At 62.9% G+C, this 21,009-nt stretch carries 15 protein-coding genes and 1 pseudogene; 12 read left to right on the top strand and 4 right to left on the bottom strand.

Annotated elements, in window-relative coordinates; genetic code table 11:
- The first annotated feature begins 10 nt into the window (after positions 1–10).
- Complete coding sequence (ycaC, locus tag ACYZTK_RS04970) at positions 11–637, top strand: isochorismate family cysteine hydrolase YcaC (RefSeq protein ID WP_045061273.1); 627 nt, start codon at positions 11–13, stop codon at positions 635–637.
- Between the two features lie 371 nt (positions 638–1,008).
- Here ycaC and ACYZTK_RS04965 read toward each other — a convergent pair.
- Positions 1,009–1,188: pseudogene (locus ACYZTK_RS04965) on the bottom strand (mechanosensitive ion channel domain-containing protein); the annotation flags it as partial.
- A 131-nt stretch (positions 1,189–1,319) separates the two neighbouring features.
- On the opposite strand from ACYZTK_RS04965, the gene ACYZTK_RS04960 reads away from it, so the two are divergent.
- A complete protein-coding gene (locus ACYZTK_RS04960) occupies positions 1,320–2,210 on the top strand; it encodes a LysR family transcriptional regulator (RefSeq protein WP_462013422.1) in 891 nt (296 codons plus the stop codon).
- Between the two features lie 142 nt (positions 2,211–2,352).
- Here the strand turns inward: ACYZTK_RS04960 and ACYZTK_RS04955 are convergent, their stop codons facing one another.
- The 3 genes from ACYZTK_RS04955 to gspG are packed head-to-tail and all read right to left on the bottom strand — an operon-like array spanning position 2,353 to position 4,718.
- Positions 2,353–3,042, bottom strand: a complete 690-nt coding sequence (locus ACYZTK_RS04955; protein WP_462013421.1) for a hypothetical protein — start codon at positions 3,040–3,042, stop codon at positions 2,353–2,355.
- 27 nt (positions 3,043–3,069) lie between these two features.
- Positions 3,070–4,257, bottom strand: coding sequence for a type II secretion system F family protein (locus tag ACYZTK_RS04950; protein ID WP_462013420.1), 1,188 nt, complete (start codon positions 4,255–4,257; stop codon positions 3,070–3,072).
- 14 nt (positions 4,258–4,271) lie between these two features.
- A complete protein-coding gene (gspG, locus tag ACYZTK_RS04945; RefSeq protein WP_462013419.1) occupies positions 4,272–4,718 on the bottom strand; it encodes a type II secretion system major pseudopilin GspG in 447 nt (148 codons plus the stop codon).
- Between the two features lie 192 nt (positions 4,719–4,910).
- On the opposite strand from gspG, the gene ACYZTK_RS04940 reads away from it, so the two are divergent.
- The 10 genes from ACYZTK_RS04940 to ACYZTK_RS04895 all read left to right on the top strand — a co-directional run bounded on the left by ACYZTK_RS04940 (position 4,911) and on the right by ACYZTK_RS04895 (position 21,008).
- A complete protein-coding gene (locus ACYZTK_RS04940) occupies positions 4,911–5,522 on the top strand; it encodes a lytic transglycosylase domain-containing protein (RefSeq protein WP_462013418.1) in 612 nt (203 codons plus the stop codon).
- Positions 5,523–5,961: 439 nt separating this feature from the next.
- The gene (gene mnxG, locus ACYZTK_RS04935) at positions 5,962–11,802 is read left to right on the top strand and encodes a manganese-oxidizing multicopper oxidase MnxG (protein WP_462013417.1); all 5,841 of its coding nucleotides are present in this window, start codon (positions 5,962–5,964) and stop codon (positions 11,800–11,802) included.
- 49 nt (positions 11,803–11,851) lie between these two features.
- Positions 11,852–13,870: a YncE family protein gene (locus tag ACYZTK_RS04930; RefSeq protein WP_462013416.1), complete on the top strand. Its 2,019-nt coding sequence runs from the start codon at positions 11,852–11,854 to the stop codon at positions 13,868–13,870.
- 13 nt (positions 13,871–13,883) lie between these two features.
- On the top strand, positions 13,884–14,540 hold the full coding sequence (locus ACYZTK_RS04925; protein WP_462013415.1) for an SCO family protein: 657 nt from the start codon (positions 13,884–13,886) through the stop codon (positions 14,538–14,540).
- The gene (locus ACYZTK_RS04920; RefSeq protein WP_462013414.1) at positions 14,537–15,157 is read left to right on the top strand and encodes an SCO family protein; all 621 of its coding nucleotides are present in this window, start codon (positions 14,537–14,539) and stop codon (positions 15,155–15,157) included. The genes ACYZTK_RS04925 and ACYZTK_RS04920 overlap by 4 nt, the downstream gene beginning before the upstream one ends.
- Before the next feature lie 9 nt (positions 15,158–15,166).
- Positions 15,167–16,717, top strand: a complete 1,551-nt coding sequence (locus ACYZTK_RS04915; protein ID WP_462013413.1) for a cytochrome c/ABC transporter substrate-binding protein — start codon at positions 15,167–15,169, stop codon at positions 16,715–16,717.
- A gap of 13 nt (positions 16,718–16,730) precedes the next feature.
- Positions 16,731–17,684: a peptidylprolyl isomerase gene (locus ACYZTK_RS04910; protein WP_462013412.1), complete on the top strand. Its 954-nt coding sequence runs from the start codon at positions 16,731–16,733 to the stop codon at positions 17,682–17,684.
- A 232-nt stretch (positions 17,685–17,916) separates the two neighbouring features.
- A complete protein-coding gene (locus ACYZTK_RS04905; protein ID WP_462013411.1) occupies positions 17,917–18,435 on the top strand; it encodes a response regulator in 519 nt (172 codons plus the stop codon).
- 82 nt (positions 18,436–18,517) lie between these two features.
- Positions 18,518–20,224, top strand: a complete 1,707-nt coding sequence (locus tag ACYZTK_RS04900) for a GspE/PulE family protein (RefSeq protein ID WP_462013410.1) — start codon at positions 18,518–18,520, stop codon at positions 20,222–20,224.
- Positions 20,205–21,008, top strand: coding sequence for a hypothetical protein (locus ACYZTK_RS04895; RefSeq protein WP_462013409.1), 804 nt, complete (start codon positions 20,205–20,207; stop codon positions 21,006–21,008). The genes ACYZTK_RS04900 and ACYZTK_RS04895 overlap by 20 nt, the downstream gene beginning before the upstream one ends.
- The last annotated feature ends 1 nt before the right edge of the window (position 21,009 follow it).

Below are 21,009 nucleotides of genomic sequence, written 5' to 3'. Positions count from 1 at the left end.
GGAGTTTCACATGAGCAATGTTCCCTACAAGCGCCTGAACAAAGATGACGCCGTGGTGCTGCTGGTCGACCACCAGACCGGCCTGATCTCGCTGGTCCAGGATTTCTCGCCGAATGAATTCAAGAACAACGTGCTGGCCCTGGGCGACGTGGCCAAGTTCTTCAAACTGCCAACCATCCTGACCACCAGCTTCGAAAATGGCCCGAACGGCCCGATGGTTCCGGAGTTGAAAGAACAATTCCCGGACGCACCGTACATTCCCCGCCCTGGCCAGATCAACGCGTGGGACAACGAAGATTTCGTCAAGGCGGTCAAGGCCACCGGGCGCAAGCAACTGATCATCGCCGGCGTCGTGACCGACGTGTGCGTGACCTTCCCGACGCTCTCGGCGCTGGCTGAAGGCTTCGAAGTGTTCGTGGTCACCGACGCTTCCGGCACCTTCAACGAAACCGTGCAACAAGCCGCCTGGGCGCGCATGGCTGCGGCTGGCGCACAACTGGTCAACTGGTTCTCGGTAGCCTGCGAGCTGCAGGGCGACTGGCGCAACGACATGGAAGGCCTGGCCAACCTGCTGTCGCCGCGCATTCCCAACTACCGCAACCTGATGAACAGCTATTCGGTGCTGAGCTCGAAATAAGCATTCCCAGCCAACATCACATGCCTGTGGAACTCGGTTGCTGTTATCTGGGTAAACCCGGCCCCCTGTGGGAGCGAGCCTGCTCGCGATGGACGTTAACGATGACGCGTGTTGCCTGAATGCACGCGGTGTTCTTTCGTCCATCGCGAGCAGGCTCGCTCCCACAGTGGGGGATGCTTCATGCCGGACGGTTCTTCAGCCATCCTAAAACCCCACCTTTCTTGACCGGCACCGGCTTGGCCAGCAACGCCAACCGACTGTTCTGCTGCCGCACCGCCTGCAATTTATTCAACGCCCGACCCACTTCCACGCGCTCCTCCATGCATTGGCGGGCCAGGGACTTGTCGATCCGGCAAATGATGCACGAGGTCAACGTGGCCTTCGACGCCGTCAATCATGATCCAGTCATCCACCTGATACGGCTTGGTAGTGTTGAGCACGATCCCGGAGAACACGTCGCTCAGGGTGCTTTGCAATGCCAAACCGACCACGATCGCCACCACCCCGGACGTCGCCAGCAAACCCTTCACCGGCAACTCCAGCACATAACCGTTTCACAACCTGCAATCAGAAGATCGCGGCCTCCGGCAGCTCCTACACGTCCGGCGGTAGGCACAGATTAATAGGGTGTCAGAAAAGGAAAGCCGTTATAAAGTGTTTGACTGTCAACCAAGACGTGACAATGAACCCATTCGAAGATATGCGCATTTTCTGCCAGGTCATGGACTCCGGCAGCTTCACCGCTGCCGCCGATCAGTTGGGCCTGTCCAAGCAGTTCGTCAGCCGCCGGCTGATGCAACTTGAAGAGCGCCTGGGCGTGCGGTTGCTCAACCGCTCCACCCGGCGCCTGGATGTCACGCCGTTGGGGCAGAGCTACTACGAGTCGGCCTTGCGCCTGCTGAGTGAAGTGGAGCAAGTGGAGCAGGGCATCGCCGGCCAGACCACCGAGCCTCGCGGTACCATCCGCGTGAGTGCGCCGTTGTCATTTGCCGTGGCGCATCTGGGCTGCTTGCTGCCGCAATTCCTGCAGCGCTACCGCGACGTCACGGTGGAGGTGGACCTGAGCGACCGGCCGGTTGACCTGCTCAGCGAGGGCTACGACCTGGCGCTGCGCATCGGTAGTCTGGAAGATTCGACGCTGATTGCCCGACGCATTACTTCGATCGAGCGAGTGTATTGCGCCAGCCCTGGGTACCTGGCCGAGCGCGGCACGCCGTTGAATCCGCAAGATCTGCACGCACACGATTGCCTGCCGTATGGCCACGGCCGCCAGGTGCAATGGCGCTTCGAAGGGCAGGGCAAGCCACTGGTGGTGCAGGTGACCGGGAGGATGCGGGTCAATAACGGGGAATTGCTCAGGGATGCGGCGGTAGCCGGCATGGGCATTACCTATCTGCCGACATTCATCGTGGGTGCGGCATTGAAGGAGGGCAGGCTGGTGCCGGTGCTGGATGAGTTTCGTCCGGAGCCGTTGGTGTTGTCGGCGGTGTATCCACAGCATCGTCAGGGGTCGAGGCCGGTGCAGGCGTTGATCGAGTTTTTGCGCGAGCGATTGAACAATACCGCCCCGTGATCCGTACCCCGTAGGAGCTGCGGAGTGAAACGAGGCTGCGATCTTTTGATCTGATTTTTGAACAGCCAGATCAAAAGATCGCAGCCTCGTTTCACTCGGCAGCTCCTACGCAGCTCCTACGGTGCTCCGAGATCAGCGTTGGTCAGGACCTTTTGTCATCGCCAGGCTCGCCACCGACATGCACACCGCGGTCATCGCCAACTTCACCGTTGGCATGTACGCCACGGTCGTCACCGACTTCACCGTTGGCATGTACACCGCGGTCGTCTCCAACTTCACCGGCGCGATGCACGCCGTGGTCGTCACCAACTTCACCGGCGCGATGCACGCCGTGGTCGTCACCAACTTCACCGGCGCGATGTACGCCGTGGTCGTCACCTGGCTCATTGTGGGTGCCACTGCGCCCCGAGGAGGATGAAGCAGAGTTGCCGGAATGGCCCGAGCCATGGTCGCTGCCGCTGTGACCGCTACCGCTGTTGCCGCCGCCACTACCACCGCTGCTGCCACCATTGCCACCGCTTCCGCTGCCTCCGTGACCGCCACCATTGCCGCCACCGCTGCCACCTCCGCCATTACCACCGCCACCACTTCCGCCGCCGCCGCCACTTCCACCACCGCCACCACCGCCACTTCCACCACCGCCACTTCCACCGCCACCACCACCACCACCACTTCCTCCGCCGCCCCCTCCACCACTCCCGCCACCACCTCCACCACTACCATCCTTCGCCTGAGCACTCGACATTCCGGACAAACCATCCGGAATCAATACTGTCGATGCCGACAGAACTGCGCCAATAGCCATTGCGAGCAAAAGCTTCTTCATGTGCATATCGAACTCCGTCTTGTTGTGGGTGTATCAATGAATACTCGAGGCCAGTTCGAAAATGGGGATGTACATCAGAATCACGATCACCCCGATCAACAGGCCAATGAACGTCATGAGCAGCGGCTCGAACAGCCGCACGAACCACTCGATCCAGCGACTGATTTCCTCGTCATAAAAGTCGGCACTGCGCTCCATCATTTGCCCGAGGTTGCCGGACTGTTCGCCAGCGCGCAGCAGGCGCAGGGACACCGGTGTCACCAGGTGATTGAGCTCAAGTGCAGCGGATAGCGATTGTCCTTCGCGAACCCGCTCGCAGGCCTGGTCGAGGCGCACGCGAGAGGGCACGGTGAGCAGGCCGCGGACCATGCCCATGGCCGTGACCAGCGGGATGCCGCCCTGCAGCAGGATGCCCAGGGAGCGGTAGAAGCGCGCCAGTTCATACATGAAAATACGTTGATGGACCGCCGGGAGCTTTTCGATCACGCGGTCGACGCCACGGCGAAACGCCGGCTGGCGCTGGAGAAAGGCGAGGGCGACGACGATCGCCACCAACCCGCCAAAAAACTCACCCTGGTGAGCATGCAGGAACATCCCGCAGCTCATCAGGACCTGGGACAGCCACGGCAGATTCGACCCCAGCCCCTCGAACACCAGGCTGAAGCGCGGCACCACGTAGCCCATCAGGAATAACACCACGCCACCTCCCACCACCAGCAACAGCATCGGGTAGATCGAAGCGCTGACGATCTTCTGGCGAACCTCGTCCATGCGCTGGCGATAGCTGACATAACGACCTAGGGCATCACCCACGGCGCCGGTCTTCTCGCTGGACTGTACCAGCGCTACGTAGAGTGGAGGGAAAACGGCCGACAACTGGCCCAACGCCTGGGAGAAAGATTTGCCCTCGTACAGCAGGCGCACCAGCTCACTCAAGGTCTTGCGCGCCTGGGGCGCGTTTTCTTTTTCCGCCAGGCTCTCCAGCGCATCGATCAAAGGAAGGCCGGCATTAAGCAGTGTGGTCAGCTCCTGGCTGAACAGCACCAGGTTAAAGGTCTCGCGCTTTTGCAGGCGCAGCGCTTGCCAGCGCCGGTCGGCGTGCAGGGTGACGACGCGCAGGCCCTGGTCCTCGACCATGCGCCGCGCCTCGCTGTCGCCCTGCGCCTCGACGGTCACCGACACTACGCCGGCCTTGCCCACTGCCTTGAGATGAAACCGCATGGTCGCCACTCCCGTCATTGCCAGCTGGTGACTTCGGCGTTTTCGCCTTCGCCGCCGGGTTGGCCGTCCTTGCCCATGGACAGCAGGTCGTACTCGCCGTTTTCACCGGGGTAGCGGTAGGCGTAATTGCGACCCCATGGATCCTGGGGCAGCTTTTTTTGCAGGTAGGGGCCGGTCCAGCGGGTTTCATCGCTGGGTGCGGTGACCAGTGCCTGCAAGCCCTGTTCGGTCGACGGGTAATGGCCGACCTCCAGGCGGTACAAGTCTAGCGCCTTGCCCAGGCCTTCGATTTGCGCCTTGGCGACTTTCACTTCCGAGCGCCCGAGCTGGGCAAAGTACTTCGGCGCGACGATGCCGGCCAACAGGCCGAGCACCACCAGCACCACCAGCAATTCGAGCAGGGTAAAGCCGCGTTGAGCTCGCGGGGTACAGCGAGGGGTACTGCGCTGACACTGATTCATGATGACCTCACACATAGGCAGAAGGGTCGCGCGAACGGCTTATGCAATTGCCATGCTCATGCCCGGTCATTGCCCTGCAACCCCCGTATCACGGGCCTTCCAAGTTACGGCACGGTGCTTGCGTACCGGTGTTTCACGACTTGTCATTGGGGCATTACCCCCATTTTTCGGGGCAGGTCAGGGGAGGCACCAATGATCAAGTCATTCACTGCAGGACTGCTGGGCGGGCTGCTGCTGGCCGGGGTCGCACAGGCCGATGTGTTCGTTTCCGTCGACGCCAAGGGCAGCTACGTCCTTTCCAACGTGCACCGTCCCGGCCGCCACTATGAGCGGGTGATTCAAGAGCCTGAAGTGGCCCAGCTCAGCCTCGACCAGCAGCCGCAGATGATTGCCGCGCGGCCATACGCAGAGCTGGTTTCAGCAGCGGCCACGGCGAACCAGTTACCGGCGGCGCTGCTGCATGCGGTGATCCAGGCCGAGTCCAGCTACAACTCCGGCGCCACCTCGCCCAAGGGCGCGGGCGGGTTGATGCAGTTGATGCCCGACACCGCCCGGGAACTGGGGGTCAAGGATGTCTACGATCCGAAGGCCAACATCCAGGGCGGGGCCAAATACCTCAAGCGCCTGATGACCCTGTTCGACAACGACATCGCCCTCGCGGTGGCGGCCTACAACGCCGGGCCGCAGGCGGTGATCAGCCGCGGCGGGGTGATCCCGCCATTCGCCGAAACCCAGCGCTATGTGCCCAGTGTCCTGCGCCAGTACCGGCGTTTGCAGGGGCTGGCGGTGGATGCACCGCTGTGATTGGGGGATTCCCCAATAGTGGGGCAACGCTAATCCCCTGTGATTCCTGTGGGAGCAAGGCTTGCCCGCGATGGCGGTGTGTCATTCGACATGAATGGTGACTGGAACACCGCGATCGCGGGCAAGCGTTGCTCCCACAGGAGCTGCGGTGACTGATAGGCCGCGATCGCGGGCAAGCCTTGCTCCCACAGGAGCTGCGGTGACTGATAGGCCGCCATCGCGGGCAAGCCCGGCTCCCACAGGACCGCGTCAATCAGTAAAACAGCACAGTTCTTGCGATAACCCGAAAACCGGGGGAATGGGTGGGGGATTTTCCCCTACTTGTTAAGTGATTCAAATAAACCGTTGATAAATAGACATTATTTTTATGGCATGCGGATTGCTCAAGGGATTTGTCGAGATCTATTCCCAGTGAGCATCCCCAACGAGGTCCGTGATCATGACCGGCATACCGAACGCTCATCACCTGCTTAATCTGCTGCTGTTTCTGGTGCCGATGTTCGGCTTCGAAACGGCCCAGGCAGCCTTGCGCTGCGAGCGCAATCTGGTGGCCAACGTCGTGGCGCTGGATCAGCCGCTGATGTTCAACCGCCTCGGTGCGCAGAACGTCAACGGCATGATGTTCGCCCTGCGCCGCGATGTGGTCGACGACCATAATCGCTCTCTGGCCCAGGGCGGCACGGCGGCGCCGGGCAAGGTCTCGCTGCGTCCGGACAAGCGTCCGCGGCCCCTGGTGCTGCGCGTTGCCGCCGGTGACTGCCTGACCATCAACCTGCAGAACCTGCTGGCCTATCAGGCCAACCCGGGCAGCCATGACGATGGGGAGGAAGAACAGGAGGGCGAGATCGAAGGTGAAGTACAAATCGGCGAAGCCGACGACTTCAAGGTCGACGAGCAAGTCACCGATCGCCACGTTGGCTTCCAGGTCAACGGCATGCAGGCGGTCAACAGCATCGACGATATTTCTTCCTACACCGGGCGCAACGCCAACACTCTGGTGGCCCCCGGCGCGACCCGTTCCTACACTCTGTATGCCGAACGCGAGGGTGCGTTTGCCGCCAGCAGCCGCGGTGCCACCTTTGGTGGTGAAGGCGATGCCGGCAACGTCGCCAACGGCCTGTTCGGCGAGGTAGTAGTGGTGCCCAAGGGCGGGCGCAGCTATCGCAACACCGTGACCGAAGAAGAGATGCGCCTGGCCAGCTCCGGCCGCACCCCGACCGGTCAGCCCATCGTCGACTACCAGGCGCGCTACCCGCAACGCGAGCCGTGGATCCGCGAAGGCAAGGCCGGCACGCCGATCATCAACATGGTCGACGGCACTGAAATCATCTCCAGCGAAAGTGACGCGATTGTCATGGGCAGCAACGCCGACGGCAGCTTCCCGCCTTCGACCTACCCGCTGGAAGCCATCGGCAAACGCAACCCGGCGTTGCCCAACCGGCTGGAACCGTTCCGCGACTTCGCTTCGCAGTTCCAGGATGAAACCGCCGCGACCCAGGCCTTCCCCGCCTATTGGGCAGACCCGGTGATGGCCCACGTGCTGGAGCCGACCCGCGATTCGTTCATGATCAACTATGGCTCGGGTGGCATGGGCGCTGAAGTGGTCGCCAACCGCCTGGGCGTCGGGCCGATGCACGACTGCCTGTCCTGCGCCTACGAAGAATTCTTCCTCAGCTCGCACACCGTCGGCGACGTAGCGATGCTGGTGGACGTGCCGGCCAACGCCGGCCTGGAAAACATTCGCCCCGGTGAAACGCCACGCGCCGACCAGATCGGGGTCAAGGCGACCATGGCGCTGTACCCGTCCGAGCCGTCAAACGTCAACCACAGCTACATCGGCGACTTCGTGAAATTCCGCAACACCCACAACGGCCACGAGCAGCATATCTTCCACCTGCACGGGCATCAGTGGCTGTTCAACCCCAACGATGACAACTCCGACTACGTCGACGCCCAGGGCATTGGTCCGGGCGCTGGCTACACCTATGAAATCGCCAACGGTGGTTCGGGCAACCGCAACCGCGTGGCCGGCGATGCGGTCTATCACTGCCACTTCTATCCGCACTTCGCCCAGGGCATGTGGGCGATGTGGCGGGTGCACGACGTATTCGAGGAAGGCACCAAACTCGAAGTTTCGCAGCAGGGTAGCGATGGTTACCACAGCGAACCTTACGCCCTGCGCAGCGGCAAACCCGCAGCGGGTGCACGGGCCTTGCCCGATGGCGAGATCATCGCCGGCACGCCTATTCCAGCGGTCGTGCCGCTGCCCGGCAAAGCCATGGCGCCGATGCCAGGCAAGGTCGCAGTGGTGCCGAAAATCGGTGAAACCCTGGTGGCCGGTCACGACGATGACGATGAAGAAGACGACGATGATGGCGAACATCACGGCGGCAACGGCGGCGCCCAGGCCATCGGTTCGCTGGCCCTGGTGGATCGCAGCGAAGCCAACCGCAATGCCGATGGCAGCCTGAAAAACCCTGGCTACCCATTCTGGATCGGTGGCATGGAAACCTCGGTCGGCCAACGCCCACCGACTCCGCCGCTGGACATGCTGGATGCAGCCAAGGCCCTGGCCCTGAAAACCAGCGGCAACTCGCTGTGGGCCAACCTCGACCCGGCGCAGTCCGGTGGTTGGGATGGCGGTTTGGGCAGGCACTCACTGGACGGTTTCTCCGCCGGCGGTGAAGCGCGTACCGTTACCACTTCGCTGGATTTCTCCAAGGAAGTCACCCGCGCCAAACCGATCTACATGCCGGAAGAGGGCACCGAGGTCGAGCAGGCCGCCATGGCTTTCCACGCCCAAAAAGATCACCCCAGCTACGCCTTGCTGCCAGGCAACCAGATCGTGGCGAAGGCCTTCCGCACCAACGGCGCCTTGCCAATCGCTGGCGCGCCGTACTACGAACCTTGCATGGACGATCGGCAAAAACGCCTGACCAGCAGCGCCGGCACTGGCGAGTTTGCCAGCGGCGAACGGGCCGACGGCATGTCCTACACCGGTTCCTCGACCTTCACCGCCGACCGTCCGCGCATCTACAAAGCGGCAAACATTCAGTTCGACGCGGTGTACAACAAGGTCGGTTACCACTTCCCGCAAGCGCGCATTCTCGCCCTATGGGAAGACGCCTGGCCGGTGATCACCAAGCAGCGCCCACCAGAGCCTCTGGTGATGCGCATGAACACCTTCGACTGCGTGCAGTACCAGCAAACCAACCTGGTGCCGGCCGTCTACGAGATGGACGACTATCAGGTGCGCACCCCAACCGACGTGATCGGTCAGCACATTCACCTGCCCAAATGGGACCTGACAGCGGCCGACGGTTCGGCCAACGGCTGGAACTACGAAGATGGCGTGCTCTCCCCAGGCGCCGTGCAGGAGCGCATCCTCGCGATTCGCGAGTTCAACCAGTGCCTGGGCGCCGATCCGCGTGACGGCACGCCGGCCTGCCCAAAAGCCAAGAACCATCCATTCTTCGGTCAATATGGCCGGGCAGACTGGGTCGGGGCACGGACGGCCATGCAGCGCTGGTTCGTCGATCCGGTGGTCAACACCAAAGGCGTCGATCGTGGCCTGGGCACCATTTTCACCCACGACCACCTCGGCCCATCGACTCACCAACAGATTGGCCTGTACGCCACCGTGCTCGCCGAACCTGCCGGTTCCACCTGGTTCCACGCCGAAACCGGCGAGCAGCTATACAGCGGCGCCCGTCAGGACGGCGGACCGACTTCGTGGCAGGCAGTGGTGTCCACCGGTGACCTGGACGGCGACGGCAAGAACGATAGCTTCCGCGAGTTCTTCCTCGAGTACAGCGACTTCCAGCACGCCTATGAAGCCGGTGTGTATGTCGGCGCCGGACCGAATGGCGTACCTAACCCGACGGCGTTCCCGGCCACGGCGGACAGCTTCCGCTACGCCATCAACCCGCCGGTGCGCAACAACGCCAGCAACCTGCTGGACGGCATCATCGAAGTGCAGGGCGGCATGGTTCCAGGTTGCCCAAGCCGGCCTTGCCCGCAGGCGATCTCGGTGGATGACCCGGGCATGTTCGTCGTCAACTACCGCAACGAGCCGTTGGCCCTGCGGGTCTATGACCCGAACAAAATCGGCCCGGATGGCAAACGCGGCATGCAGGCGGACGGCCTCGCCGGCGACCTCGCGTACGCCATGCAAAGCCGTACCGACCGTGCGATCGCGGCGATGAACCTGGCGCCCAATCTGGTCACCTCGGCCACCGGGCCAACCGGCGGCACTACGCTATTCCCGCCGCACATCAACCGTGGCGGCGCGGAAGCTGGCGATCCGTTCACCCCGATGCTGCGCACCTACACCGGTGACAACGTGCGCCTGCGGCTGCATGCCGGTGGCCACGAGGAAGAGCACAACGTGACTCTGCACGGGGTGAAATGGCTGCAGAGCGGCTCGGGCTTCGGCATGAGCTCCAACTCCGGCTGGCGCGCCTCGCAAATGGTCGGCATCTCCGAGCAGATGGGCTTCAACGCGCCGGTGTCGATGCTCTCCAGTTCGGCGGCGACCACGGGTGATTACCTGTACTCGATGGACGCCTCGATTGAAGGCTACTGGAACGGCATCTGGGGCGTGATGCGCAACTACACGGCCCAGCGCAGCGACCTGTTCGCCGTGCCCAACAACCCGAAACCGGCGGGCATGCGCAACACCGTGGCATTCGACGGTTCGTGCCCACGGATCAGTGCCAACCCCAACGGCATCGGCACCCGGCCGACCGTGCAACGCAACTATGAAGTGGTCGCGGCGCTGGCCAACGACATCCTGCGCAACCCGTTGAACCTGGTCATCGGCGACCCTGCCGGGCTTGGCCAGCACGTCGGCGGGCCTTTGAATCCGGCGGGTGGGACCCTGGTGTTCAACTCGCGGACGGTGAATATCCCGCAGGTCACGGTGGTCGATCCCGAGGATGGCGAAACCATCACCATCGGTGGGCAAAGCGGGCCGCTGCATGATCCGACCGCGATCCTGTATGTGCGCAAGTCCGACCTCGACCCAACGACCGGCAAGATGAAACCGGGTGTACCGGTAGAGCCACTGGTATTGCGCGCAGCCGCGGGTGACTGCATCAACGTCACTCTGGAAAACCGTTTGCCGCTGATCATGCCCGACCTGACCCAGACTGCCGTGATGCAAGGCCTGGTCAAGCGTGATCGCAACAGTGGCCAGGGTTCGACCATCTTCACCAACAACCTGATCCGGCCTTCCAGTCACGTGGGGTTGCATGCCCAGCTGCTGTCCTATGACATCACCAAGTCCGACGGCACCAACGTCGGCGCCAACCCGATCCAGACCGTGCCACCACGGGTTGGCAACAGCGGCGCCTACCCGACGCGTACCTACCAGTACTACGCCGGGCACCTGGAGCGTGAAGGCAAACCGGTCACGCAACTGGGTCGCAGTGTCGACAACATCAACGCCACCGCTGTCGAGTTCGGCGGGCTGAACATCACCCCGGCAGATGTGATCAAGCAAGGGCAGAAAGGCCTTGGCGGGGCAATGAGCATCCTGCCGATTGGCGCGACCTGGGTCGAGGACGCCCGCAAGACCAACGCTACTGTCACGGCGCCAGGGCAGGCGGTGTACCGCGACTTTGCGATGGTCTGGCAGAAAGCCTTGAACATGCGCTGGGCCAACGGCCGGCCGGTGGAAGGTATTGCCGCCGAAGGGATGGGGGTGCCGACCGATCCGCAGGACAACTCGAGCATGGCCATCAACTACAAGGCCGAGCCGCTGTGGTTCCGCTTCGGCCTGGCACCGGATGCACCGTTCGGTCACGCCGGAGGTGCCGGTTACGGCGACGTACCCAACGCGCACATGGCCTACAGCAATGCGCTGATTGGCGGTGATCCACAGACGCCGGTGCTCTATGCGAAGCCGGGCCAACCGTTCCGTACCCACATCCTGTTGCCGACCGGTGGCAGTCGTGGCTCGACCTTCCAGCTGGATGGGCACGTGTGGTCGGTCAACCCGTTCCAGTCGGAGAAGAGCGATACCGGTGGGTATCCGTCGGGTACTCCAGGGGTTGGTTCGGTGCGGTTCGGCTACAACCCGATGTCGATGTATATCGGCGCCCGGGAAAGCATCCTGCCAGCGGCGCACTTCAGCTTCATGCACCCAAGCGCCGGGGGCAGCAACGCGATCCCGGGTGACTACCTGTACCGCGACTATGGCGCCTACGGCAATACCGCCGGGTTGTGGGGATTGCTGCGGGTAACCAACGAACCGGAGCCGGCACCGCCAGCCCAGTAGGAGCGAGCTCCGGCGAAGGCAGGCACAGATCTGTAAGGGGAGAAGGCACATGAACAGGAACATCAAACTCAGCACAGGTGCACTGCTCGTCGGCACGGCGCTGGTCGGGCTGGGGCTATGGAAAACCATGCCGTCGGACATGCTCAGCGAAATCGCGTTGCCGAACACCTGGAGTGCCCACGCCAGTACGCCCGCCAACGCCGCTCAGCCTGCCAGCCCGACCCCGGTGGCCGCGAGCGCCAACCAGACCCTCGAACGCGATGGCGTGTCAGTCGCCCTGCAGGTACGCCCCCTGGCCGAAGACGGCGTGCTGCGCGAAGGCGAGTTCGCCGACGTGCGCTTTCGCATCACCGACAGCACCTCCGGCCAGCCCCTGGCAGGCGTCGCACCGGGTGCCTGGCTTGACCCTGAAGCCATCGCCGCCGACCAGGCCCAAGGCCGGGAAAAGAGCTGCAAATCCCGGGTTGGGGTGTTCCTCAAATCGAGCATCGGCGCACGGCCCATGCTCGACCTCAACAGCTACTTCCTGCTGGTGATGAACCGCGATGCCAGCGTATCGGTGGTCGATCCGTCGGTCTCGGTGGGTGGCATCACCAGCACCATGTCGCGCATCGACATCAAGCAACCGCCCATGGACTGGACGACCCCCAGGGACAACAAACGGGTGTTCGTCTCGATGCCCACCGCCGGTGAAATCGCGGTGATCGACAGCCAGCAGTTCAAGCTGATCGACTCGGTGGCCGCCGGCAGCAATCCGGTGCGCGTGGCGCTGCAACCGGATGAGCGCCTGCTGTGGGTCGGCAACAACGCCAAGAGTGCCGAAGAGTCCGGTGTCACCGTGATCGACGCCAGCAGCCTGAAACCGCTCAAACACCTGGCCACCGGCGCCGGCCACCACGAAATCGCCTTCAGCAAGGACAGCCGCCAGGCCTTCGTCAGCAATCGCGACAACGGCACTGTGAGCATCATCGACATTGCCAGCCTGACCGTCAGCAAACAACTCAAGACCGGCTCGCACCCGCTGTCCGTGGCGTACTCGCCGCTGTCCCAGGCGGTGTACGTGGCCGATGGCAAGGACGGCACGGTCACCGTGATCGACACCGCCAGCCTTGCGGTACGCCGGGTCATCCAGCTCAAGCAGGGCCTGGGCCCGATGGGCTTCAGTGCCGACGGCCGCTTCGCCATCGTGCTCAATACCCTGGAGAACCAGGCCTCGGTGATCGACGCTGCGAGCAACTCGCTGATTCATGACCTGGACGTCTCCGCCGAACCGTTCCAGGTGGTGTTCACCAAGGCCTACGCCTACATCCGCGGCCTGGCCTCGGCCAAGGTCACCATGATCAACCTGTCGTCCCTGGGCGAAGGTCGCAAACCGATCACCCAAGGCTTCGAAGCCGGTCCGCAGGCGCCACGTCTGGCGGGCGACCTGCCACTGGCGTCGAGCCTGGCGGTTTCGCGTGATGACAACGCAGTGTTCGTGGTCAACCCGGTCGACAACACCACCTACTTTTACGCCGAAGGCATGAACGCTCCGATGTCCGGCTACCCCAACCGCGGGCAGGTGGCGCGGGCGGCGATGGTGATCGATCGCAGCCTGCGCGAAGTCGAGCCGGGGCTGTACAGCGCGCGGATCAAACTGCCGGTGGCCGGGCGTTTCGACGTGGCCTTCCTGCTCAACCAGCCGAACATCATTCATTGCTTCACGACGTTGGTGGAGCCTGGAAAAAACCTCGCCCAGCATCCGGGCGTGCCCAAGGTGGAATTCATGCTCGATAAATCCACCGCGGACCTGGGCAACCCCTACGTGGTGCGCTTTCGCATCGTCCAGGGCCAGCAAAAGACCGAGCGCAGCGGAGTCAAGGACGTGAAGGTGCGCTACTTCCGCGCCCCGTCATCGAAGACCCGGACCGTAGCGGCGCTGGAAGTCGGTGATGGCGTGTACGAAGCGCCGGTCTCCCTCGACCAGGACGGCGCCTGGTACCTGCACGTGCGTGCGGCGTCCCTGGGCGCGAGCTTTGACGACAAGACTTTTGCCAGCGTCCGGGTGCTCCCGGTCGCTGCCCACTGAAGAGGAGATGCACATGAACGGATTTGCCCCCTGTGGAATGCTGACCCTGTGCCTGCTGGCCGCCGGTATCGGCCAGGCCCTGGCTCACTCGGCGGACGAACACGCCGGCCATGACATGCCCGCCAAAGCCGCGACCTCGGAAAACGCCCAGGTCAAGTTCGCCGACGTCGCCCTGGTGGACCAGACGGGCAAGGCGGTGCGCCTGGAAAAAGACCTGGTGAAGAACAAGATCGTAGTCATGAGTTTCATCTACACCAGCTGCACCACGGTCTGCCCGGTGGTGTCGTCGATCATGGGCAAGGTGCAGAAGCAACTAGGTGCGCGGGTCGGCAGCGAGGTGCAGCTGGTGTCGATCAGCATTGATCCGCAACGGGATGACCCCAAGCGTCTGAACGACTACGCCCGCTCGTTCCAGAACGGCCCCGGCTGGAGCTGGCTGACCGGGTCGACCCAGTCGGTCAACGAAACCCTCAAGGGCCTGGGGACTTTCAACGGCGACTTCAAAAGCCATGCACCGCTGATCCTGGTGGGCGATGGCAACAGCCGGCACTGGACCCGCTACTACGGCTTCACCGACCCGGCCGTGCTCACCCGTGAGGTGGAAAAACTCAGCGGCCAGCGCAATGCCCACGCCAAACACACCGCCATTGCCATGGAGCAGCAGCCATGAGGACTCTCGACCGGATTGCCCTGAGCCTGTGCCTGGGAATTTTCAGTTCGCTGGCGCTGGCCCACGAGGGGCACCAGGAACCCGCACCTGCAGCGCCCGCCGCGCAACCGGCGAGCGGCACCCGCGATGCGAAAACCTGGTTCACCGACACGCCGTTGCAAGACCAGAACGGCGAGACCCTGCGCTTCTACAGTGATGCCCTGCAGAACCGGGTGGTGCTGCTCAACGTGATTTTCACCAGTTGCACCGATGCCTGCCCGCTGATCACCCAGAAGCTCAAGGAAGTTCGCGAGGTCCTGGGCGACAAGGCTGACGGCATCACCTTCATCTCCCTTACCAGTGATCCGCTGCGGGACACTCCGGCGGTACTCAAGGCTTACACCTTGAAACAAGGGGTAGAAGACCCCCACTGGCTTTTTCTGACGGGCGACAAGGCCCAGATGGACCTGGTCCTGGGGCGCATTGGCCAAATCGTGCCCACCCCGGAACAGCATTCCACGCAGCTGATCGTTGGCGACGTGGCCAACAAACGCTGGAGCAAGATCCGCCCCGATGCCCCGGCCGCCGCCATTGCCCAGCGCTTGCAGTTGCTGACAATGCCCTTGGTCGGACGCTGAGTGCGCGCCATGAAAACTGCCCTCGTCCTCGGCCTGTTACTCCTCGGCGGTCTGCACCTCGGCGCGCAGGCGCTGACGCTGACCCCGAACGAAAGCGCCGGTAAACGCCTGTATCGCGAGGGGCTGTCGGCCAGTGGCGAGCCGATCATGGCGCGGGTCGGCGCGGCGGGCATGCTGTTGCCCGCCACCAGCCTGCCGTGCGCCAACTGTCACGGCGCCGATGGCACAGGGCGTCCCGAAGGCGGGGTGCGTCCGCCGGACCTGAGCTGGTCACGGCTGAGCAGCACCTACGGTCAGCAACAGGTCAACGGTCGCGACTACCCCGTTTATACCGACGGCAGCCTGGCCAGGGCGATCCAGGAAGGACGCGACCCCGGCGACAATCAACTCGACCCGGCAATGCCCAGGTTCGTCCTGTCGATGAACGATCAGCGCAACCTCAGCGCTTACCTCAAGCGCGTGGCCGACGACCGCGACCCCGGCCTCGACCCCGCGACCGTACACCTGGGCACCCTGTTGCCAGGTTCCGGCCCGTTGAGCGAGGAGGGCAGCACTATCGCTGCGGTGCTCAAGGGCAGCGTGGCACGCATCAACGAAGCGGGTGGCATCCATGGCCGGCAGCTGCGCCTGACCATTCTCGACCCTGGTCCGGATCGTGCCAGTGCCGAGCAGGCCCTGGACCGCCTGATCGACACTGAGCAGGTGTTCGCCCTGATCGCACCGCTGGTGCCGGCACTGGACACAGAGTTGCCCGCACGGCTGGAACGCGCCGGTGTGCCGCTGATTGGTCCCTTGTCATTGCTGGGCACGGCCCAGGCCAGCCGGCAGATTTTCGAACCCCTGCCGGGCTTGCGCGAGCAACTGATCGCCTTGGCCGACTACGCCACCGAGCAACTGAAAGTGCTGCCGGGGCCGACGCTGATCACCTACCCGGACGAACCCGGGCAGCGCCAGGCGGCACAGAATCTGGGCCAGTATCTGCAGGATCACGCGTGGCAGAAGGTCAGCCTGCAAGCCTACGACCCGGCTCGCGACGAGTTGCCGCTGGGCTCGCGTTCGGTGTTTTACCTGGGCAGCGGCGGTGGATTCAGTCGCCTGGCCGAGCGCCTGCAGAAAATCGGGCAGGTGCCCTATCTGTTCGCCACCTCGAACCAGGTGGCGGGGGACCTGCTGCAGGTGCCCAGCAGTTTTTCCCGGCGGGTGTTCCTGGCCTATCCGTTCGTGCCCAGTGACTGGACGGTGGCCGGACGCCTGGCCCTGACCCAGGTGCGCAGCAACCAGGGGCTGGGCGGTCAGCATGCGGTGCTGCAGGTTGGCGCCTACAGCTCGATGCTGCTACTCAGCGAAGGGTTGAAGCAGGCCGGCCGTGACACCAGCCGCGAGAAGCTGATCAACGCCCTCGAAGGCCTGCATGATTTCGATACCGGGCTGACCCCCTTGATCAGCTTCGGCCCCGGCAGGCGCCAGGGCTTGAGCGGTGCCCATGTGGTGACCGTGGATCTGCCCGACCAGCGCTTCTACCTGGTAGCGCCCTATAGACCGATTGCAGCGATGCCCTGACCGGAGGCCCCTCATGAAACTCAACAACTGGTTGCTCCTGCTGGCCCTGTGGGTGCCGGTAAGTTACGCCAGCACTGGCCCGATCGCGGCGCGGGTGAATGGCGAGGAAATATCCGAGTTCCGCCTGGAACGCTTTTTCGTCGAGTTCCTCGAAGACCAGGGCCGGGCCGTGGGCAGCATCCGCAACCCCAAAGCTTACAAGCAGCTGCGGCAGAAAGCTCTGGATGCGTTGATCGACAAGGAACTGCTATGGCAGGAAGCCGTGAAACGCGGGGTGGTGATCAGTGATGCCGTAGTTCAGGCCCAGATCGACCAGGCCCGCCAGGCCATCGGCGGTCCCGAAGTGTTTACCCGGCGCCTGAACGACGCCGGGTTTGATGAAGTCAGCTTCACCGAGTACACCCGCCGTGACCTGGCGGCGCAGCAGGTGTTCGCCGAACTTACCAAGGTCAGCGGGCCCGATGAAAAACAGGTCATGGCTTTCTATGAGGAGCATCGCAGCGAAATGGCTCGTCCCGAAGAGGTGCAGGCCCAGCATATCCTTGTAAAAGTGGCGGAAGGCGCCGACGCCGCGACAATTGAGGCAGCGCGACTACGCTTATTGAACATGCGGTTGAAAATCGTTAACGGTGCCGAATTTGCCAGTATCGCCAGAAGTGAGTCAGAAGACGCCTCCGCCAGCAGCAGCGGAGAGCTGGGCTATTTCCCTCGCGGGCGCATGTTCGCGCCATTCGAAGCGGCAGCCTTTGCCATGTCTCCCGGTGAACTCAGCCAGCCGGTGCGCACCCCCGTGGGCTGGCATCTCATTTATTTACAGAACCGCAGCGAGGCGGCCGATGTCTCAGAGGAACAGGGGCTTGAAATGGTCAGGGCGTACCTTGCCCGACAGCAACAGGTTTCAGTCCGTGGCGAAGTTCTCGCGCAGTTGCGCTCGACCAATCGAATCGAACGTATTGACGATGATTGAAGATTGTTCCCCAATAGTGGGGAAAAGCTTCAGGGCAGATCCGTGCGCTTCCCCCGGCTTTGGGGGGCATGCGGGGATGGAGTGCCCGGGCGAAAAAGGTTTTTCATGAATATCAACGACATGCAGTGGTGAAATCACCGGTGCGGAGTCTGGCATGAAGTGTGCGTTAGCCTCATCAAGGCGGCACTCTGCCAGGTTCGACATTCGGGCCTGCGGTTACAAGGAGTCCACCTTGTTAAACAAAGTACTGGTTGTTGAAGACGAACAGCTGCTTGCACATAACCTCCAGGATTACCTGCAGGCGCAAGGGCTGGATGTCCGGATAGCACACGAAGGTGCCAAGGCCATCGGCGACGCCGCTGATTTTGCACCCGATGTGATGGTGTTCGATTACCGCTTGCCCGATATGGAAGGTTTTCAGGTTCTCGAAGAAGTCCGCCAGAACAGGAATTGTCATTTTGTACTGATTACAGGGCACCCAACCGCTGAAGTGTGTGAGCGGGCCCGGCAACTTGGAGTCAGTCATGTCCTGTTCAAACCGTTCCCCTTGGCGGAACTGGCACGAGCCGTCTGTGACCTTTTGGGCATGAAGCGCGAAGCGAAAGCCGCTACAGGATTCGTCGAACGACGCCAGAGCAGAACCGAAAGTTTCCCGCTGCAGTTGTACGACGGAAGCTGGGTGCTGGTGGATCGCCGACGAAACTCGAACTCCATGGCACCAGACGACGAACAATTGCTCACCGGGGAGTAATGACGCGACAAGTCGTTCCGGACCCCCGTAACTGCTCGCCGCGTCGACAGGGCTTAAAGCCCCCGGCGTTGGAGAGCATGCCATGGACCGTCTATCCCTAGCCGTAGAACCGGCGCTGTTGGACACCGTACCGTCGCGTTTTTCCAGTGAACAACTGGCCCAGGCCCGCTCCCGCGCGGCCACTTCCGGCGAACGGGTGCTGGAAGCACTTGTGGTGTTGTGCGAACTGGCCCCCATGCCTTTCATCGAATGCCTCGGCGTCACCCTGCATTACCCGGTGCTCGACACCGACACGCTGTTCAAGGCCACTCCGGTATTCGACCGGGTCACCCTGGCCCAATGCCTCAAGCGCGAATTCATCCTGCTGCGTCACGAAGAGACGGTGATTGGCGTCTTCGCCGACCCCTTCGACACCGCACGCCTGGCCTGGATTGACGATTGCCTGCACGGCGCGCCGCTGTACTTGGTGCACGCCGACGACCTCAAAGCCTACCTGGCCCGCCACGAGGAAAGTTTTCACGCGGTGGAATCGCTCAATGCCCAGGCCGACTCCGGGGTGGAAATCGACAAGCTGCAAAGCCTGTCCCTGACCAGCATCAGCGAAGACGCGAGCATCGTGGTCAAACTGGTCAACTCGACCCTCTACGACGCGCTGAAAATGCACGCCAGCGACATCCACCTCGGTACCACCGGCAGCGGCCTGGTGATCAAGTACCGCATCGACGGTGTGCTCAACAACATCAGCAAGATTCAGGGCACCGAGTTCGCCGAGCAGGTGATTTCCCGGGTCAAGGTCATGGCTGAACTGGACATCGGCGAAAAACGCGTGCCCCAGGACGGCCGCTTCAAGGTCGGCATCAGTGGGCGGCAGATCGACTTTCGGGTCTCGATCATGCCCAGCATCTTTGGCGAAGACGCCGTGCTACGGGTTCTGGACAAACAGGACCTGGCCGACAAGGTCAGCGGCGTGCAGTTGCAGGCCCTGGGCTTTGAGGACGAAACCCTCAAGCAACTGCGCCGCCTGGCCGCTGAACCCTACGGCATGGTGCTGGTCACCGGCCCCACCGGCAGCGGCAAGACCACCACGCTCTACGCGATGATCACCGAGATCAACCACGGCGTGGACAAGATCATCACCATCGAAGACCCGGTGGAATATCAGCTGCCGGGTGTGCTGCAGATCCCGGTTAACGAAAAGAAAGGCCTGACCTTCGCCCGGGGGCTGCGCTCGATCCTGCGCCACGACCCGGACAAGATCATGGTCGGTGAAATCCGCGACCCCGACACGGCGCAGATCGCCGTGCAATCGGCCCTCACCGGGCACCTGGTGTTCACCACCATCCATGCCAACAACGTATTCGACGTGATCGGCCGGTTCACCCAGATGGAAATCGACCCCTACAGCCTGGTCTCGGCGCTCAACGCAGTGTTGGCCCAGCGGCTGATCCGCCTGGTGTGCGCCAGCTGCAGTGCGCCGCATTTTCCCACTGACGACGAGCTGCACCTGTCGGGTCTCGACCCGCAACAGGTGGGCGATTTTCACTTCGTTCACGGCAAGGGCTGCGGCCATTGCCGCGGTACCGGCTACCGCGGGCGTACCGCGATTGCCGAGTTGCTGCACCTGGACGACGAGCTGCGGCAGATGATCGTCGAGCGCCAACCGATTGCGAAAATCAAGGCACATGCCTGCAAACGTGGCTTGCGCCTGCTGCGCGAGTCGGCCCTGGAACTGGTGCAGGAAGGGCGGACCACGCTCGAGGAGATCAATCGTGTCACTTTTGTCTCGTGATCGTTTTGTCGCCGTGCTCGGCGCCAGTGGCGTCGGTCTCGGCCAGCGCCATGGCAGCGCAACCCAATGGCTGGGCAGCGTCGGATTCATCGACGAAGGCTTCCATGCCTGGGCCGTTGCCCTGGAAACCCTCGACCGCCTGCTGGGCGAACATGCCGCTGCCGGTGCGCAGTTAAGCGTGGTCGTCTCCGGGCACTTCAGCCGCTTCTGCCTGGTGCCCTGGAGCGCGCAGATCAATAGTCCCGAAGAACTGCGCGGATTCGCCCAGCTGTGCTTCGAAGACCTGTATGGCGTACCGACCCAGCCGTGGAACCTGGTGCTGTCGGCTGAACCTGCCGGTTACGACCGCATCGCCGCCGCGCTGCCGCAGGATCTGCTTGAGCGCCTGCGCACTCTGGTCAGCGCCCGGGGCCTGAAACTGCGTTCGGTACAGCCGTACCTGATGGCCGCGTTCAATCATTTCGACGCGAGCTTCGACGCCGGCGACTTCCTGTTCGTGGTCGCCGAGCCGGTACGCAGCGTGCTGCTGGTGGCAAGGGAAGGGCGCTGGGCTTCGGTGCGTTCGGTCGGCAGCAGCGACAGCGATGCCGCCCTGGCAGCGCTGATCGGTCGCGAAAGTCAGTTGCAAGCCTCCAGCAGCGAACGTCCACTGAATGTCTATCTGCATGCGCCAGCGCGCATCGACTCGCACCCCGAGGTGCCAGGGGTTCACCTGCGCACCCTGGAAGAGGACCGGACAGCCGTACGCGATAGCCTGTACGTCATGTCCCGGGCGGTGGCCTGAC

The sequence above is a fragment of the Pseudomonas sp. LB3P31 genome (assembly GCF_054897945.1).
This window is presented reverse-complemented; position numbering and strand designations above follow the sequence as displayed.

Bases quoted from the DNA above. Each gene is read 5' to 3' on its own strand.
- ACYZTK_RS04915 (WP_462013413.1), top strand. From the start codon at position 15,167: ATGAAAACTGCCCTCGTCCTCGGCCTGTTACTCCTCGGCGGTCTGCAC.
- mnxG (WP_462013417.1), top strand. From the start codon at position 5,962: ATGACCGGCATACCGAACGCTCATCACCTGCTTAATCTGCTGCTGTTT.
- ACYZTK_RS04925 (WP_462013415.1), top strand. From the start codon at position 13,884: ATGAACGGATTTGCCCCCTGTGGAATGCTGACCCTGTGCCTGCTGGCC.
- ACYZTK_RS04930 (WP_462013416.1), top strand. From the start codon at position 11,852: ATGAACAGGAACATCAAACTCAGCACAGGTGCACTGCTCGTCGGCACG.
- ACYZTK_RS04960 (WP_462013422.1), top strand. From the start codon at position 1,320: ATGAACCCATTCGAAGATATGCGCATTTTCTGCCAGGTCATGGACTCC.
- ACYZTK_RS04920 (WP_462013414.1), top strand. From the start codon at position 14,537: ATGAGGACTCTCGACCGGATTGCCCTGAGCCTGTGCCTGGGAATTTTC.
- ACYZTK_RS04910 (WP_462013412.1), top strand. From the start codon at position 16,731: ATGAAACTCAACAACTGGTTGCTCCTGCTGGCCCTGTGGGTGCCGGTA.
- ycaC (WP_045061273.1), top strand. From the start codon at position 11: ATGAGCAATGTTCCCTACAAGCGCCTGAACAAAGATGACGCCGTGGTG.
- ACYZTK_RS04950 (WP_462013420.1), bottom strand. From the start codon at position 4,257: ATGCGGTTTCATCTCAAGGCAGTGGGCAAGGCCGGCGTAGTGTCGGTG.
- ACYZTK_RS04940 (WP_462013418.1), top strand. From the start codon at position 4,911: ATGATCAAGTCATTCACTGCAGGACTGCTGGGCGGGCTGCTGCTGGCC.
- gspG (WP_462013419.1), bottom strand. From the start codon at position 4,718: ATGAATCAGTGTCAGCGCAGTACCCCTCGCTGTACCCCGCGAGCTCAA.
- ACYZTK_RS04955 (WP_462013421.1), bottom strand. From the start codon at position 3,042: ATGCACATGAAGAAGCTTTTGCTCGCAATGGCTATTGGCGCAGTTCTG.
- ACYZTK_RS04900 (WP_462013410.1), top strand. From the start codon at position 18,518: ATGGACCGTCTATCCCTAGCCGTAGAACCGGCGCTGTTGGACACCGTA.